This window comes from Vibrio coralliilyticus ATCC BAA-450 (assembly GCF_000176135.1).
GTDB classification, from domain to species: domain Bacteria; phylum Pseudomonadota; class Gammaproteobacteria; order Enterobacterales; family Vibrionaceae; genus Vibrio; species Vibrio coralliilyticus.
On record NZ_ACZN01000018.1, the window covers coordinates 445,608 to 463,297 of the forward strand.

General features: G+C 44.8%; 16 protein-coding genes. 4 read left to right on the forward strand and 12 right to left on the reverse strand.

Translation table 11 applies throughout. The features are described 5' to 3' along the window. Positions 1–12 precede the first annotated feature (12 nt). The 3 genes from VIC_RS21395 to VIC_RS21405 all read right to left on the reverse strand — a co-directional run bounded on the left by VIC_RS21395 (position 13) and on the right by VIC_RS21405 (position 3,462). Positions 13–1,149, reverse strand: coding sequence for a glycerate kinase (locus tag VIC_RS21395; protein WP_006962385.1), 1,137 nt, complete (start codon positions 1,147–1,149; stop codon positions 13–15). Between the two features lie 121 nt (positions 1,150–1,270). Continuing rightward, positions 1,271–2,374: a sugar diacid recognition domain-containing protein gene (locus VIC_RS21400; protein WP_006962386.1), complete on the reverse strand. Its 1,104-nt coding sequence runs from the start codon at positions 2,372–2,374 to the stop codon at positions 1,271–1,273. A gap of 161 nt (positions 2,375–2,535) precedes the next feature. After that, positions 2,536–3,462 (reverse strand): LysR family transcriptional regulator, encoded by a 927-nt coding sequence (locus tag VIC_RS21405; protein WP_006962387.1) that lies wholly within the window; start codon positions 3,460–3,462, stop codon positions 2,536–2,538. Between the two features lie 116 nt (positions 3,463–3,578). On the opposite strand from VIC_RS21405, the gene VIC_RS21410 reads away from it, so the two are divergent. Then, on the forward strand, positions 3,579–4,742 hold the full coding sequence (locus tag VIC_RS21410; protein WP_039952470.1) for an MFS transporter: 1,164 nt from the start codon (positions 3,579–3,581) through the stop codon (positions 4,740–4,742). A gap of 59 nt (positions 4,743–4,801) precedes the next feature. On the opposite strand, the gene VIC_RS21415 is transcribed toward VIC_RS21410, so the two are convergent. The 3 genes from VIC_RS21415 to VIC_RS21425 form a co-directional block, all read right to left on the reverse strand. Continuing rightward, positions 4,802–5,503, reverse strand: coding sequence for a DUF1028 domain-containing protein (locus VIC_RS21415; RefSeq protein ID WP_006962389.1), 702 nt, complete (start codon positions 5,501–5,503; stop codon positions 4,802–4,804). A gap of 22 nt (positions 5,504–5,525) precedes the next feature. Then, positions 5,526–6,917 carry a YfcC family protein gene (locus VIC_RS21420; RefSeq protein ID WP_006962390.1) on the reverse strand — a complete coding sequence of 464 codons (1,392 nt, stop codon included), beginning with the start codon at positions 6,915–6,917 and terminating at the stop codon, positions 5,526–5,528. A 94-nt stretch (positions 6,918–7,011) separates the two neighbouring features. Continuing rightward, positions 7,012–8,274: a M20 family metallo-hydrolase gene (locus tag VIC_RS21425; protein ID WP_039952475.1), complete on the reverse strand. Its 1,263-nt coding sequence runs from the start codon at positions 8,272–8,274 to the stop codon at positions 7,012–7,014. A gap of 231 nt (positions 8,275–8,505) precedes the next feature. Between VIC_RS21425 and VIC_RS21430 the strand changes: the two genes are divergently transcribed. Then, a complete protein-coding gene (locus VIC_RS21430) occupies positions 8,506–9,252 on the forward strand; it encodes a FadR/GntR family transcriptional regulator (protein WP_039952622.1) in 747 nt (248 codons plus the stop codon). Positions 9,253–9,333: 81 nt separating this feature from the next. On the opposite strand, the gene VIC_RS21435 is transcribed toward VIC_RS21430, so the two are convergent. The 6 genes from VIC_RS21435 to VIC_RS21460 form a co-directional block, all read right to left on the reverse strand. After that, a complete protein-coding gene (locus tag VIC_RS21435) occupies positions 9,334–10,245 on the reverse strand; it encodes a VirK/YbjX family protein (protein WP_006962395.1) in 912 nt (303 codons plus the stop codon). Between the two features lie 87 nt (positions 10,246–10,332). Beyond that, positions 10,333–11,109 carry an outer membrane protein OmpV gene (ompV, locus tag VIC_RS21440; RefSeq protein WP_006962397.1) on the reverse strand — a complete coding sequence of 259 codons (777 nt, stop codon included), beginning with the start codon at positions 11,107–11,109 and terminating at the stop codon, positions 10,333–10,335. Positions 11,110–11,191: 82 nt separating this feature from the next. Further along, positions 11,192–12,499: an ATP-binding protein gene (locus VIC_RS21445; RefSeq protein WP_006962399.1), complete on the reverse strand. Its 1,308-nt coding sequence runs from the start codon at positions 12,497–12,499 to the stop codon at positions 11,192–11,194. Positions 12,500–12,521: 22 nt separating this feature from the next. Further along, positions 12,522–13,238, reverse strand: coding sequence for a response regulator (locus tag VIC_RS21450; RefSeq protein WP_006962401.1), 717 nt, complete (start codon positions 13,236–13,238; stop codon positions 12,522–12,524). 766 nt (positions 13,239–14,004) lie between these two features. After that, entirely contained in the window at positions 14,005–14,346 is a 342-nt protein-coding gene (locus VIC_RS21455) for a DUF3316 domain-containing protein (RefSeq protein ID WP_006962405.1), read from the reverse strand. Positions 14,347–14,577: 231 nt separating this feature from the next. Beyond that, entirely contained in the window at positions 14,578–15,501 is a 924-nt protein-coding gene (locus VIC_RS21460) for a LysR family transcriptional regulator (protein ID WP_006962407.1), read from the reverse strand. A 373-nt stretch (positions 15,502–15,874) separates the two neighbouring features. Here VIC_RS21460 and VIC_RS21465 point away from each other — a divergent pair, with 373 nt between their 5' ends. Next, positions 15,875–16,786 carry an omptin family outer membrane protease gene (locus VIC_RS21465; protein ID WP_006962409.1) on the forward strand — a complete coding sequence of 304 codons (912 nt, stop codon included), beginning with the start codon at positions 15,875–15,877 and terminating at the stop codon, positions 16,784–16,786. An 83-nt stretch (positions 16,787–16,869) separates the two neighbouring features. After that, on the forward strand, positions 16,870–17,676 hold the full coding sequence (locus VIC_RS21470; protein WP_006962411.1) for a phytochelatin synthase family protein: 807 nt from the start codon (positions 16,870–16,872) through the stop codon (positions 17,674–17,676). Positions 17,677–17,690: the final 14 nt, after the last annotated feature.

Here is a 17,690-nt window from a genome sequence, read left to right on the forward strand (position 1 = left end):
ATTCGCTGAAACCTAGTGACTTATCTGATAAGTCCGAGCCACGTTTTCCGCAACGTTTGCTAGATTGCTTGCGGCTTCATCAAATGCTTCTTGCAGCGACATTGGCCTAGGTAAACAGGCATAGACAGCATCAATACCGTGCTCATAGACTGCTTGGAAATTATCTCCAGTACAACCCGCAATCGCAATAACAGGAAGATTAAGTTGCTTAGCCAGTTTTGATACGCCTACGGGAGTTTTGCCATGAACCGTTTGGTCATCAATTTTGCCTTCACCAGTGATCACTAAATTCGCGCCTATCAGTTTCGATTCTAGCTCAACCGTATCCAGAACAATCTCTATACCCGGCTTTAACACTGCATTAGCGTAACCAAGTAAAGCCGCACCCATTCCACCAGCTGCACCGGCACCAGCCGCAGTAAGCACATCAACGCCAGCATTTTTTTCTGTTACTTGGCCAAAAATCTCTAGAGATTTATCCAGCAGGGCCACATCTTGCTCAGTTGCCCCTTTTTGTGGTCCAAAGACAGCGGATGCACCTTTATCACCACAAAGAGGGTTATCTACATCACACGCGACGACCACTTCACATTGCTTTAGTCGCGGATCCAGCTTGGAAGTATCAACACTTTCTAGGTTTGCTAGACTTGCACCGCCAACAGGCACAAACTCTTCGCCTGTTTTATCTAAGAAAGTAACACCTAATGCGGCAAGCATCCCAGCGCCAGCGTCATTAGTCGCGCTGCCCCCCAACCCAACAATCAGCTTGGTTACACCTTGATTTAATGCGTGCTTAATCAGCTCACCAGTTCCGAAGCTGGTTGTAATCTTAGGGTCTCGTTTTTCTGCTGGGACTAGGTGTAAACCACTTGCTTCAGCCATTTCGATCACAGCGGTTTTGTTGTCACCCAAAACGCCATAAAAAGCTTGCACTGGTTGACCTAATGGTCCTGTTACCTCAGTGAATACTTTTTGTCCTGAAGTGGCGTCAATTAAAGACTGAACCGTCCCTTCACCACCATCTGCCACTGGCACTTTTAAAAACTCAGCATCAGGCCATACTCTTTCCAACCCCGCCTGGATTGATTGAGCGACTTCTATTGCGGACAAACTTTCTTTGAATGAGTCTGGAGCGATAACAATCTTCATACTGGCCTATTCCTTTCCACTGATGACTGTAGACATTATGGAACAAAACAAGAACCGTATCATTGTGCAAATTAACAAAATAATAGCTAAATAAAACCTAATTACGGTAAATATGCACAACTCAACTAAGCTTACCAAGCTGAATCGCCAGATAAAGCTGCGCCATATGAGAGAAATCTGTTGTCTCAAATCCTGTAATTTCAGTGATCTTGTCCAAACGGTATTTCAGAGTATTTCGGTGAATAAACAGTTTGGATGCCGTCTCATTTGCGCTGCCATTTGCATCAAAGTAGGCCTCCAAGGTCGCGATAAGCTGGCCTGATTTATCATGCTCGACCAAGGTCGCTGTCATTTGTGACAGTTGCTCCCCCTGCCAAGTACCATGTAATGGTGCTAACAAAACAGGCAGTTGATAATCATCGAGAAGGTACACTGTATTCTTCGGACGTGCCGCCTTCCCTATTTTCATTACCTGAAGCGCCGAATTGTAAGCGGTTTGCCATTCCTCAAGACGGTGGGCAAATTTTCCCGTGGAAACCTTTAGATTTCGACATGGTGTCTGCTCTAGCCAGTGAAGCCACTCATTGACGCTATCTGCACTCAAGGGCTGTTCTGTCGGAACAAAAATGACTAAATGGCGTGCTGACAAATGAGCACAAAGGTGATGACCCGGTTTTTGGTAAAGACGTTCTGTGAGTGTTGCTGTGGAGCTATCTTGAGTAGGCATCTCTACCAGCAACAGCTCCCACGAATCACTCGGATTCACTGAGATTTGTTCAGCACCATCTCGCATTTCGGAGGGAGACAAGCGCCCTGTTAAACAAGCTAAGATGAACTCATCTCTGTATCGTCTATCACGTTGAACTTTTTCTAATAAGTCGGCTTGGTCGATGATAAGTTCAGCCGTCATTGCCACAAGTTCAGCTACACCACGAATCTCATTAGGCTCACCAGTGATGCCAACCACACCTAAAATGGCATTTTTATGTTTGAGCAGAAGGTTAACACCGGGTTTGACGCCAGAAAGCAGTTTGCAGTCTTCTGAGGTCACTTCAACTGAAGTCTTTCTGCTTAATGCCAACAATGCCCCGTCGTGTGTCTGACCAATACGCGAGCTTTCTCCACTTGCGACCACAAGACCTGCATTGTTCATCACGTTAATGTTGTAGCCAATAATCGGCATTGTGCGATCAACAATTCGTTGAGCGAGTTGAGCATCTAGCATGATCGTCCCTGAACTATTTGATTTCTTATACTTTAGAGAGTCTGACAGATCTCTAACCTTGCTCCTACAAGATTTTCATTGTTTTGCACAAAAGTGACAAACGAGCCTTATTGATACTACTTATGAGAGTGAGCGAGTAGAACGGTATCCGCACCGTCCCCTCACCTTGCAGCCGTGGCAAATGCGTCAATCAGATGCTTCAAAAACAGTGTGAGACGTTTAGGCTGATATTTACGATCGCGGTACACCGCATAAAGCTCAGAATCATTGTTCGAAGAAAATGGTTTAAAGTCGACGCGAAAATCCGGCAGTAGGATTTGCAGTGTGCCAGCCTTAACATCAGCCTCAACATCTAATCGAGACTTAAGTGCGATACCCACACCTTGCTTTGCCCAATGCCGAATCACCTCACCATCATCTGAACAACGAAAGCTCAGCACCTGATGCGATGATGTCTCATCAGACTCCTTGTGCTGGAAGTACCAAAGCTTCATTTCCTGTTCATTTCTCAGCAAAGATAAACATTGGTGTGAGCGAAGTTGTTCAGGATCGTTTGGCAAGCCGTGATTATCAATATAAGCAGGAGATGCGACTAAAACACGCTCACTTACGGCTAGCCTTTTGGCAATCATGCCGCTATCTGGAGGAGAACCATAACGTATCTGGAGATCAATGTTGCTTTCCGACCAGCTCGATAGGTTGTCATGCAATAGCAAGTGAGGCACAACTTTGGGATACTGCTGCTGAAAAGTATCGATAGCTGGCATCACAAACTGCTTACCAATATCTTTAGGGGCTGAAATTCGAATTTGCCCTTCTATCTGAACAGCAGTGTTATGCAGTTTTGCTTCCGCTTCACGGACACTTTCTAATATCTGCAGACAAGACTCATAATAATTGAGACCGGAATCTGTTAGCGCAATATGCCGCGTACTGCGGTTGAGAAGCTTCACTCCGTACCTCTCTTCAAGCGCTTGAAGCCTTGATGTCACACTCGCTGGCGACAGACCAAGTTCCCTGCCTGCACTTGCCAACCCCTGATGCTTGACGATCAGAGTGAACAATTCCATATCCGCTAGTTTGTTCATTGTTCCTCACCAGCATTATTCAGAAATAGTGAATTATAAATTCAATTCTCACTCAATTATCAAAAATGAGCAAATACATAAAATGGAATCATCAATTTCATTACCGAGATACATTTATGACGAATCAGAAAATGCCATTGCAGGTTTGGATACTCACTCTCTCTGCATTTGCTATCGGCACCGCAGAGTTTGTAATTGCCGGGATACTCACCCAAGTTTCCGGCTCTATGGGAATCACCGAAGGACAAGCAGGTTATCTTATCAGCGCCTACGCTCTTGCTATCGTGTTCGGCGGACCGATTCTTACTATCTATCTGGCTAAATTTAATAAAAAGCTCGTCTTGCTGTTTTTAATGTTGCTATTCATCGCAGGCAACTTAATTTCTGCATTTGCGCCAAACTATACCGTATTGATGGTGAGCAGAGTCATTACTGGATTGGTACAAGGGCCTTTTTACGGCATAGGTTCCGTTGTCGCAACTAGCCTGGTGGCAGAAAAAATGGCAGGTCGTGCTGTAGGTCAAATGTTCGCAGGTTTAACACTCGCGAATGTGCTTGGCGTTCCCGGAGGTACGTGGATAGGGCTTGAGCTTGGCTGGCACACAACGTTTATTACGGTTTCAATACTCGGCATTGTTGCATTCTTGGCCATTTTTATGTTCATCAAGTCCGATCACGCTCATTCTCAGTCTGATGTGAAAGACCAGATCATGGCCTTTAAGAACCCGATGCTACTGATCAGCCTTTCTATTACTGTACTTGCATGGTCAGGTTTCATGACCTTTTACGGCTATATCGCCCCTATTGCTCAGCATGTCGCTGGTTACTCTTCACATGCCGTTACTTGGATTCTGGTCGTTGTCGGCTTTGGTCTGATTGTCGGGAACCACCTTGGCGGCCGCTCATCAGATAAAGATTTAGCAAAGGCGTCACTTTGGTGGTCTGTTGCCATGGTTCTATCACTAATCGTTGTTGGTCTGGTATCAGAGAATCAATGGCTGTTCGTTGTCGCAAGTTTTATTTTCGGCATTGCTTCTTTCGCCAATGTGCCAGCAATGCAACTGCGAGTCATGAAGCACGGCGGTAAAGGACAGGAACTAGCGGCAACAGCAAATATCTCCGCTTTTAACTTAGCTAACGCGTTTGGAGGCTTTATCGGTGGGACGATTTTGGATAGCCAACTGGGAGCAAGTATGATTCCTTACGCAGCCATTGTTGTCCCTCTTGTAGGTGTATTGCTGATTAATGCAGCAAACAGACGGGAAACAGCGCTTCAATAAATGAGAGAGCCAAGCGGCAGGTTACCGCTTGGCCCTCTTTGCCTTCATAACCTAAGTAGTTACTGATTTGGCAAGTTGTTGAGAAACTCTTGAAACTCAGCGCCCCGAACATGACGCAACACCTTTCGCAGTGCTTCAATTAAGTCTCCATCCGCCCAATCAACTCGAATATCAACGGGCGCCTTCGTCATACTCTCTACTCTTAATGACGCAGAAAATGTTCCTCGCTTATCCCCGCCAGCTTGTAACGCCTTCTCTAATGCGGAGATCAAGGTTTCAGGCAGTTGGTCTTCATAATCATGACGATATTTGGGAACGCCGCCTGCCTTAACTGACTCCACGTTAATGGCTACTTGCTCTAAGAAGCTGTCAGCAAGGGCCGCCAGAACAGAGTTACTCTCCAGCATATTTCCGGCAACGGCTAACGTTGGAAAGGCAATGGACCCTGTCACTGGAACATTGTCGTTACCATGGATAAAAGCACTGTTACCATTTTTATCCATCACCAGACACTGACGCTTTGAAAACTCAGCATCCCCCGCTTTCAGAGCATCGACTGTCTCTGCAGCACTCATGCCTTCGGTTAAACACTTTCGAGCCAGATCTGCATACCATGGGTTAGTGAACAAGCCTTGGGTGGCGCAACCACCTAGATTGCGCCAGCTATGATTAACATAGCCTCCGACAGCAACACCACCTGTTGCTGTTATTGATGCAGATAACCCCGTTTTAGGGTTTACATGTATAAGTGAAATCGTCATAAATTCTCTGCAGTAAAAAGGCTTAATAGCCCACCATTTGACCTATAAACAGGACAACCCAACACAATGCGTACACAAACACCATGAAAGGTAAGATCGCTTTTAACCATTGCTCATAAGAGACACGGCCAAGAGCTAACATCGCAAGTGTTCCACCAGAAGTTGGCACGATGAGATTCGTTAAACCGTCACCCACCTGGAAAGCGGTAATCATTAACTGACGGCTCATTCCGACCAGATCCGCAACAGGAATGAGAATTGGCATTGTCACCATTGCCTGACCTGAGCCAGAAGGAACAAACAAGTTGATCACACCTTGAACAACACTGGCAACAATTGCCGAGATCGCAATTGGCATATCTTTGATCAGTGAGCTCAACGCATGAACGATAGTGTCGATGATTTGTGCTTGATCTAAAATCACCTGAATGGAAGCAGCAACACCAATCACTAACGCACCAGCGGTGACACCTGAAGCGCCTTCCATCATCTGTTTGACAATAGCGTTGGCATTCAGGCCGTTGACTGCACCAATCACGATGGCCATCAACAAAAATAGACCTGCGATTTCATTGATGTACCAGCCATTAACGAACACGCCATAAAGCATCACACCCAAGCCCGCAAGGAAAACGCAAAGCGTCAGTTTGTCTTTTTTTCCTAAACGGTAATCAGATAGATCTTTGCTTAATCCCTCCGACGATTCTGGCTCTTTAAACTCCATCTTGGTCACTCGAGCGCAGATATAGTAAGACAAAAGCGCTAGTGAAGAGAGCACCATGACAACACGCAGCCAAGCCCCCGAAAATGTTGGCAGTTCAGCAATACCTTGAGCGACACCTACTGTATATGGGTTAATCGGAGACAAGGCGAAGCCCACGCCAATACCACCGACAGCCATCACCGTACCCACTAAACTCGAATACCCGACAGCAGCAGAAATCAGAACGGCAACAGGGACAAGCGCAATGTTGTTTTCAAACCCTACCGCAACACCGAAGAAACCATAAATGAACGTCCCGATGGTAATGATCATGTTGCGTTTCTTCACGCCAGCGCGGTTGACTGCAACCCCAATCGCGTTCTCTAGTGCACCGGTTCGTTGCAATATGTGGAACAAACCACCAGCAATAAAGACGATGAACAAATAAGGCGCAGCACTGATCAAACCTTTGGGGATAGCAACGAAAACATCAAAGAAGTGAACCGAAGGAACGTCTTTCAAATAGGTAAACGAATCCGCCACCACGGACGTTTTACCATTACTGACAATACGTTCAAACTGACCCGCTGGTACAATAAAGGTCAACAAATAGGTTGCGACCAAAATCATAAAAATTAGAACCATCGGGTCTGGAATGTTTTGATACCATCGCCTCTTTTGAGCGGTTTCCATGTTGTTTGTCATGTCCATAACAAAATATCTCCTTAGTATAGGGATAAACGCTGCTAGATAAGAGCGTTCTTGCTTGCAAGCAAAGCCAAATCAACGACTATGGCTGATGTTTTCACTTGCCAATATCTGGTTGTTGCTTCATTAACAGACAGAAGTGACTAAGAACTTCCGCCGCTGCGACTAAATCTTCTTGCAATATGGCTTCTTCAGGATGGTGACTGATTCCATCAGTACAACGCAGGAATAGCATAGCGATATCAGTAAGCTTGCTCACAGCCAATCCATCGTGGCCTGCGCCGCTGTATATATGCTTAGGTTCAATTCCAGCCAATTGCACTGCTTCACTTAACGTGGCTGAAAGTGAATCTGCACACTTCACCGCTGACTGTTCATAGGTTTGCTCATGCTGGTATGCGAGATTGTATTGGCGCATCAAAGATTCAATGTTTGATAACATCTCTTCTCTTGCTGCGATACGCGAGGCGTCGTTTGGTGACCGCAGCTCAATTGTAAGATCCGTTTGTTGGGGAATCACATTCACGCCATTTGGATAGTTGGCAATTTTGCCTACAACACCCACCAAGTCCTCTTCGCGCTTACATAGTTGATCAAACATATGAATCACTTGAGACGCTCCCACCAGCGCATCTTGGCGCATGTGCATAGGAACGGTACCAGCGTGACTCGCCTTACCCACTATCGACAAGGTATGACGCTCGATACCTGTCATCGCCGTAACAACACCTACAGGCAAATTAGCCTGCTCTAGCTGCGGCCCCTGCTCTATATGCAGCTCAACAAAACCAAGAACACTGTTCTCATCGTAAGCATCTTCACTGATCAACTCCGGCTGGCAGCCAAATGAGATCAGCGCTTCTCGCATGCTCACTCCATCAGCGTCTTTCGCATCAAGCATTTGAGGATCAAAGGTGCCAGATATCGCTTTGGAGCCAAGCAATGTGGACTGAAAACGAGTCCCTTCCTCATCACTGAATGCTATGACATCAATATGAAAGGGGAACTCAATTTGGTTTTGATGAAAGTAGTTCACCAATGCAATAGGCAGAATAACGCCAAGAATACCGTCGTATTTGCCTCCATTTGGAACCGTATCTTGATGCGAACCAAACATAAGCGTTTTGGCATCTGGATTTGAACTTGGGTAACGTCCGATCAAGTTGGCGGCATTGTCCATATGTACATTCATCCCAGAAGCCGTCATCCAATCTCGAAGTTTTCGATTGGCACCCGCATGCTGCAGAGTGGCACATAGTCGAGTCACACCTTCTTTATCGGGATTACTTGTTTGGCTGCATTGAGCAATAGACTCAAGCCATTCCCAAGCAAGGTCAGCTGTTTGTTTAAAATTCTTCATTTTTCGCTCTACTTTTGACCATATCTCACTTTAATTTATCATGATAAATAGCAAATAAAATACATTTATCATGATAAATTACATTTTTGTGAGTACGATAAGATCATTAATCGGATAGTTTCATAACGAAACTTAGGGGCGATTTAGTCCAGTATTTCGATAGAAAACAGATGACTTTCGGCAGAAATGCTTCAAAATTTGTGAGAAATGATAAAGTGCAGCGAGGTTAAAGTGGTAAGCAGCGCGAAAGGACGAAGAACGCAACAATTAGCGGAGTCCATAAAGGATTGGATTGTGGAGCAAGCACTCCAACCAGGAGACCGCCTTCCAAACGAAGCAGAAGTCATGGAGACCTTTGAAGCGTCAAAGAGCACCGTTCGAGAAAGTATGCGTATCCTTGAGGCACAAGGCATTCTTGCAACCAAAACAGGCCCCAAAGGTGGCGTTTTCGTCAGTGAAATGTCTGAGAGCAAAGCTCAGTCATTGATGAGCAACTATTTGTTCTTTAAAGATATATCTATTTCGGATCTATACCAGCTACGTCTATCACTTGAACCGGAAATCGCTGCGTCACTCTCGGGTAAGCTAAACGAGTCACAACTGAACGCCCTCGATAAGCAAATCGACAAATATCAGAAGCCTCCCGAAGATGTTTATCAAGAGAGAGAGCACCACATCGCTTCCATTGAATTCCATAGCCTCCTTGCAAGCTACTCAGACAATGAACTGCTCAAGTTTATTGTCCGCTTTACTGCGCAAATGCTGACAAAACTCACCATATACCGGAAATTGTATGAAGCAGGGAATCATAAATTATGGCATACCGGAATTGAAAGCCAGCGTTCGCTAGTCGATGCGTTACGCTCCGGGGATGCAGTGAAAGCAAAACAGGTAATGCAACAACACATGTTGACCGCACATCAACTAATGGTTCAACAAGAAGCCGAAGTGGCCAATCGATTTATTTCAGAAAGATGAGCACTCACATAGTGCTCATTGCAATTAATTTGACTCAAAGTTGTGTGGATAAAATGCTCGCGACGCGTCTACGCTACGTAACTAGGAAGCCAGCTCGCTAAGGCGCTGTTGAATGTTCGTATGCGTCTCTTCGAGCCAGGCATAGCGTTTAGTGTAAAGGCGCCTCTTCGTTTTCTTTAATGAGCTAGGATCCTTACGCGCAGGGCTAAGAGGCAACTGATACAAATATTTGGATACCTCTACGCCGCCATATTCAGACCACAGTTCAGAGTAATTGTACGTAATACTAGAGCGCTTAGACCCTGTATACCTGAGCGCTTGGTAAATATGACCTCGGTTCGTCACGCCATACACAGCCTCAACACCCCACTCACGAGCAAGCATCAAAAGCACTTCTAGCATAAGGGCTTTTGGGCGAAGTCCATGCATTCCACGCGTCAGGTGTTTAATGATTTCACCACGGTCAATGATGTGCTCACCTGGCCCTTGTAAGGCACCAATGTGGATTTCGCGTTTTGGCGAAGATGAAATATTGAAGGCTAAAGTGAATAAGTCCTGTTTGTTCTCATCGACCAACTTCAAAGCCAAAGACCCTTCCCTTTCAGGACCCGCACACAACATGAGTCTGCAATCCTGAATATCCATCAAGCACCAACCTTCTTCAGAATAAAAGTCGAGGAATGCGCGTCCGTACATTTGGTGTAGCGTCTGAAAGTGCTCATAGATTTTTGCAGCCCTTTGTTGAGGGCGCCACTTTAGACAAACGAATGGTTTTAGGGGCTTTTCAAACATCCTTGGGTTTGTCTCTTTGATCGGACGAAACTCCGGCTGATCAAACAACTGCTGCATTTGTTTCAACACATTAGGTTTGAACATTGACCACAAACAAAAACGGGCGTTATAGCGAAGCTTTTTCACCCCACGGATATCTGGGTAAACACTCTCAGCAACGCGAGGGAGGGATTTAACAAAATGGAAGTAGTTGGCAGACATAGATTCACTAACACTCAAACGCAGCGGTTAAAAATAGAAGGAGGAAAGCCTGACGGTCAGTCAGGCCTTAGGAGATAGCCGCTAAGATCAGAAGCGGTATGCGACGGTCGCGCCAACGGTCCACTGGTTTGCGCTATCAACAATTGGGGAGTCCGCAATGTTGTCGCCAAGACGAGTGTAAGCCGTCGTCTGGGTAAGTTCCCAACTGTCATTAATTGGAAGGATAAGCTTGTAGCCTAAGTTGTAAGACACATCACCGCTTCCCTTGTACGCCTTGCGTGCTTGAGTCGCTTCTTTGTCTTTTACGCCAAAGTAGTAGTCCACGTAATCTTTGCTTTGATAAGTCAAACCAGCAAATGGGACTAAGTCCATGCTGCCAACACTCATTGGCAAGAAGTAAGTTACACCCGCTAGGTAGCCATCGTAAGTATCGGTAACATCATGCTGAGCGTAAGTAGAAATGGTGCCTTGAGATAAGTGGAAGTCAGCGTTGATACCAAGGTCCAGACTCGCTTTACGCTTGTCCATACCTTTAAGGAAATCTGAAGTGTCATGGTCATACATCAAGCCAGAGGAACCCAAGTAGGCACTCATGTTGAACATATCACCAGTATTACCAAGGAATCGGTAGTTGATCCCTTGCAGGCTCGCATTGAAATCTTCGCCTTGGTAACCAAAGTTACCAAGAAGCGTCGCGTTATGCTTCTGATCCTTGTAGAGATCGCTTACGCCTGCTCCACCTAGTTCAGCAATCCAGCTATTTTCTTTGGTATAGATGTTACCGTTTCGAATGTATGTATCACCGGCGGCATGTGCCGCTGTTGCCGCTACTAAAGTTGAAACTAGAATCGTTAGCTTTTTCATCGTTTTGTCCTTGTGTTAACTTGTTATGAACACTGTACAAAACGATTCATCCTGACAATATCTTTACTTTGTCACGCCTTTGTCACCGTTTGTCAGACTCATCTGACATACGTGGGATTTGTAGAGTAAATTTAGCTCCACCAAGTAAACTTGCACCCACTTCGGCACGTCCACCATGACGTTCAACGATCAATTTGACAATCGCCAGTCCTAATCCAAAGCCAGTATTGGCTTTGTTCCTAGAGGGGTCTGCACTATAGAAAGGGTCAAAGATAAAGTTCCAGTGATCGGTTGGAATTCCTGGGCCATCATCTTCAACAGTAAGTAGGACGGTTTCATTCTCCAACTTCGCAGAAAGCTGGATTTTCTGATCCGCATAACGTAACGCGTTAGAAAGCAGGTTATTGACTGCCCGTTTGAGCAGTGCGCTGTCTGCCTCGACAAACAAATTATCTTGAACCTCTAACGACACCAAGTTCATTTTAGTTTCAGGCAGTTTGTTCGTCAGTCCGTGCATAAACGGGTCGAGTTCAATGGCTTCAATGTTAAGTACTGAGTCTGGGCGCTCTACCTTAGCGAAGTAGAGCAGCTCATCGACCATTTGTTCCATCTCTTCCGTATCTTCAATAATGCTGGCAATTTTATCGTGCTGATCCTTAGTTAGGCTCTCGTCCTGGAGCATTTCGGCCTGCCACTGAATACGGAAAACGGGGGTTCTTAAATCGTGTGCGACGGAATTAGTAAGTGAACGGTTACTGGTAATAAGATCAGAGATTTTATCGGCCATGTAATTGAAACTGTCATTGAGAGAGCCAACGCGATGTCTACTGCCCGTTGGCGCTCTTGAGTTAAAATCACCTTGTGCGAATTTCATGGTAACCTCTTCAAGAGTACGAACTCGCCTACTTAGGAACCAAATAAGCCCTGAGGTGTAGATAAAGAAGCCGCCCAGAATAAAACCCCAGAGAATATCGTCATCAAACTCTATGGCTTTGCGAAGATCTGACTCGACATCAGGCTGGACTCGATAGATGGTGTCTGGTGACGATAACATGAACCAGAAATCACGCTCGTCATCATAAAATGTGAATGGATGAATACGGTCATTAGTGAAGTAGTTTTTCACTTCCTCCGGCACATCAGAGCTCGGAAAAGCCGTCAATATTTTCGCAGTATTGGCGATAAACTCATTCAGAACTATCAAAGCTTGATCTTTGCCCTGATGGTCTGAAATTGTCATTAGGACGTCCCTAAATGCGGCGCCCTCTAAATCTTCTAGAACATAGTCATAGTCTGTATTTAGTTGATAAATAATGATTTCATACGCCACCAGACTCAGGGTGAACAACACCAACAACCCGAAAAATGCCTCAATGTAGATTCGGCGCATACCTCATTATCCTCAAAATTCTTTACCAACTATCTGGTACGAACAAATAACCTTTACCTCTGACAGTGATGATACGTTTAGGTGTCGCGGAATTGTCACCCAGTTTTTTTCTCAAACTGACCACTTTGTTGTCGATCGTACGATCCAAACCATCGTATTCGATACCTCTCAACGTTTGGGTCAGAAAGTCGCGCGATAACACTTCATCCGGAGTGCTAGCCAGTATCCAAAGCAGATCAAAATCGCTGTCAGACATGCTGACCTGAGCACCATCAAGAACACACACTTTGCGCGCTTGATTCAGGCTTAGTTGGCCGTATGTCAGAGTATTCACTGGTTTGGAATCTACCTCAGCAGACTGTTCCCCAACTGGGCCTCGCCTTAATAGCATCCGCATGCGAGCGAGTAATACGCGTGGTTTTATCGGTTTGCTGACAAAATCATCGGCACCAATTTCAAGTGCCGCAACATGGTCAAAATCATCATCACTTGCCGTCAACATTAAGACTTTACCGGAGTATTTCGCTCGAATCTGTCTACAAATTGTCAGGCCATCCATTCCCGGCAGCATCAGATCAAGTAAAAGTAGATCCGGCTGTTGCTCAACAATAGCATCAACAGCACTGCTACCGTCTTCGAAAGTAGTGACTTCAAAATCTTGTTTAACGAAGTATTCTTCCAGCATTGAGCGAAGCTTTACGTCGTCTTCAACAATAAATAAGGATTGCAAAGAGCTCATCGACTATATAACCAGAGTTCTGAATTTGAGATTGAGTAATATTAGCTTAAAGCTATAAGGATTACCGTAACAAAGATGAGCCCAATAGATTTATTTTGAACACAGTTCAATTATGAGACGGGAGTTATCCTTAATGAGCTGACAGAGCTACAGGGAAGAAACCAGTCCATTAAACCACCGCTATTTAGATCATCAAAAATATTTAGAAATATAAATCATCCTTAATAACTAACGTGAAGCGGATTAACACGTTAAGTTCGAGGTGCGGAGTGACGAATTTTGGCTCTATTACGGCGTCTTGTAGCTTATCGTTACTCCATTTCCCTACAGAGCTAGTTTGGACATCTAGACGTGATTAGCTGTGTGCTTTGGGGTGACTCTTCTCACCCCACTTTTTTCTCAATCGCATTCCTTTAGAAATGCATGTCGACAAAAGCACTTCATTTGGAAAGCGGCTCTTCACAATACCTGCTTTTATGTTTTTATCTTAGTTTGGTTATTGATGACGAAATGCGATTGTTCGCTGCTGGAGCAAAATTAGGTTCGGTTTCTTATTGGTTGCCATCTTTATTAAAGAAGTATCCGCTTCACCAGTAGTAGAGCAATCTGATTTATCACTGATGCGAGGCAACACACTTTTTAGTCAAGGCTGCAGCTAAATTATTGGAGAGGTTTTTCTGGGTACTTATGGTAAGGGAATCGAAAAGGAATGTAAGCCCTAGGGAAATCCTTATCTCCTAGGCTTAAGGCAGTAAGTAGACTCATATTAGTCTTTTTGCTTCGCTTTAAATTGGTAATCGAAATTCAGGATAGAGCGATACTTCACCTCTCCACGATTGCTTGCGTACTCTTCTACTTTCACTTTGAAGTCATCCAATTTGATGTCGCCTACATGTGAATAGCCTAATGTTGCAAACTCGTTTTTTCGCTCTGCTTGGGACATGTCCTGCATAGAATCTTTCAAATTGAAGCCAGCTTCATAAGCTGCCGTTTTGCTATCAAATGAACCAGCAGAAATGTTTTGCTCACCGCTGATGTTAACAAAAGAAGAAGCGAAAGCAGAAGTTGCTAGTAACATAGTTGAAGTAAGAGTAATTAAACGTTTCATAATTATTTCCCCACATTTTGTATTTATTAACATTGGTTAAACAGAATGTTTCTCCAATCAACAGAGCTCATTTTATATTGCACGACCGTGCAGTAAATAGGTATTCTGTCTATTCATTGTGGAAAATATTGCACCAATAGATGTCACCCCAATGTAACTAAATGGTTGGATTTTGCAGCTAGAGTGAAGAAAAAAAGAGCGCCTGATAGGCGCTCTAGATCGAACTGGGTATCAATGAAACCGTTGTTCCCAAATTGGCGGAGAACCTATGATTTCTTCAACAGCTTCAATGAAAAATTTAACCAAAGGCGGCTGGTTTCGATGTGAATACATGGCGTAAATACCGCTCTGCGTGTAAATATCAGCATAGGGTAGCAGCTTCACCAACCCCATCTCATTGAGAGGTTCTGGCAGCATGAAATCACAGATTAAACCATAGCCAATGCCTGCTTTCATACCTTCTATCATCAGTTCGGCTTCGTTAACGAAGTACTTACCGTTCATTTCATATGAGGCGAGTTCATCCCCATTTGTCCCGCTAGGCATTTGGAATCGGTCTGCGGTCATGCTGCCATTGGTATACACAATCGCAGGTAGAGAAACGAGCTCCTCCGGCGTTTCTGGGTTGCCATGAAGTTCAACAAACTCTCGAGAGGCGAGAAGTGAAAAGTCATTCGGTGCGATTTTTTTGGCTACAAGGTTTGAATCCTGAAGTTTGCCGATGCGGAACACAACATCAAAGCGCTCACCAATCACATCCACCCTACGATCATCCAAAATCAGTTCAATGGTGATTTGCGGATACTTAGCCATAAACTTTTCGATAGCAGGCTGAAGGTACATACGACCAAAAACTGTCGCGCTTGAAATTCTTAAGTGGCCCTTGGGCTCATTGTGGTAAGTATCTGCAATATTGCGGGTGTCAGCCAATAACTCTCTGACTTTTCTGGCTTGATGAACAATATCCTGCCCTGCTGATGTCAGCGCTAAAGAACGTGTCGAGCGATTGAGCAGACGCACACCCAGTGTCTCTTCCAGTTTTTTGATCTGCTTAGACAAGACAGAGCGATCCATGTGTAAACGTTCAGCAGCTTTTGCAAATGACCCTGACTCCGAGACCTCAAGTAACATTTCCAGCCGATTTGCAAAGTCCATACTACCTCCAGTTTAAAGCTGTCTTTAAAAGCCAAGCTTACTTATTGATAAGGCAGATATGTTAACTCAAAGAGTTACATAATGATTATAGACTTATTGTCTATAGTTCATTTCTTTAATGTCCATAATTACTATTCGCGGCGAATTCTCCTTGATACAAAGGGGGTTGATGTAACACAAACTAGCTCTCTGATTTTCATTCCTCTGTATTGACCTCAATCTCAGGTAATCACCTGATATTTCGTTTTTCGTCCAATTTTTATACTCCACTCCAATTTCATGCTGATTAGTCAAGCTAGTAAGCCTCTGGAATTCACCACTATTTCAATCATTTGGCTAAACACTTGCCCATACCGGAGTATTTAAAACACTTATGAAACAGTTAACTTTGATGCTAATTCCGCTCGCTCTGGCTCCTAAAGCTATGGCAGCAGGCGATACGAATAATGTCACGCTAGAAGGATCTCTTGGCGTCTTGAATGGCTCATCAACGGAACTGGTTTACGACAGTACAGGAAGGAAGCTAAGTCAGCTTGACTGGGAGATCGATAATGTCCCGATAATCAAGCTAGGTGCTGCTTGGGATATTAATGAGAATTGGACGCTAAGGGGGAGCTTTTGGTCTGTGCTGACTGATGATGGCGACGCTCATATGGAGGACCGCGATTGGCTTAATGCTAATCAATCATCACCGACAGACATATCCATAAGCCCAGACACTAAGTTGCGAGATGCTCATGAGATTGACATCAATGCAACCTACTGGCTGCTTAGCCAAAGCAATTACAAAGTCGGTGCTCTAGCGGGCTATCAATACAACCTCTTCAAGTGGGACGGCATTGGTGGCACTTATTCCTACAATAATGGGGCTGACGTAGGCTCATTCCCAAACGTCGTAGGCATAGACTATAAGCAGGAATTCAGCGTGCTATATCTTGGACTAGCTGGAGAATACAAGCTGGATAAATCGGACTTTGGTGCACAACTTAAATGGAGCCCGTGGGTTGATGCGAAAGATGTAGACCATCACAACATGCGCGATCTGACCTTCTATGAGCAAAGCAATCGTAATTCTGATTTTATCTCGTTGTCGCTCAACTATGGTTACCACTTTACGCCAAGCATGAAGCTATATGCCGAATATGTTTATACCAAATACTCTGAAGCGAAGGCAGATACCACCATCGTTGACAACAGCTCTGGTGACTCTGGAGTAGTACCCAATGGCGCTGGCTTGGATAACCACAACTCAACCGTTTCAGTTGGCCTGAAATACACATTCTAGTCACTTGAAAATGACTCAGAACGGTGCATTCGTTTGCGCCGTTCTTTTCTAAATTCCCCCAATCATCATCGGAATACAATCTCATGAAACACGCTATTAAATGGTCTCTGGCAGCTTTGATTATTAGCTGCAGCTTTAACGCACTGGCGGCAAAAATTGTCTATTGGGACGATGTTGAATCTTTTGAACGTTTGGTTTCGTCAGAAAACAAGACAGACTTTGCGAGACTCTCGGTTTACTACCAACCGCAAGAAAACAAAATGTTCTGTGGTGTCGCATCGGCTGCGATGGTGCTAAATGCACTGCGTGTTGATAGAACACCAGAACAAATTCCACTTGATTCAAGTCAGTTCTCTACGTTGGAGTCCGGCTACCTGCCAAACGGCGGTGGCAATGTCGAGCACTCAGATAAATCCTATGTCAGCTGGTCTCCCCTATTTCACCGTTATACTCAAAACACCGTGTTAATCCACTCACCGAAATCCAGAATTGAAATCCTAGGCAAGCCCGCGAAAGGCAGCCAGTTTAACGACTACGGGTTGCAGCTCTCTCAATTCGTCGATCTGGTTAAATCCAATGGCGCTAAAGTCGTCAGCTACGAGCTACAAAACATTGACGATATCGACGCAATTAAGGCCAATATGGTCACGGCACTGAGTCAGCCAGAACATTATCTGGTGGTAAACTACGCTCGAAAAGGCGTTGAGCAAAAAGGTGGTGGGCATTACGCGCCAGTGGCTGCTTATGATGGAGATTCGGATTCATTTCTCATCTTAGATCCTAATAACGCTGACTACTTGTGGCATTGGGTTGATGCCACCAGCATGATTAAAGCGATGAATACAATCGATGTCGACAGATACCGAGGCTACGCCATTATCTCCGACTAATAAAAAGGCCAGCA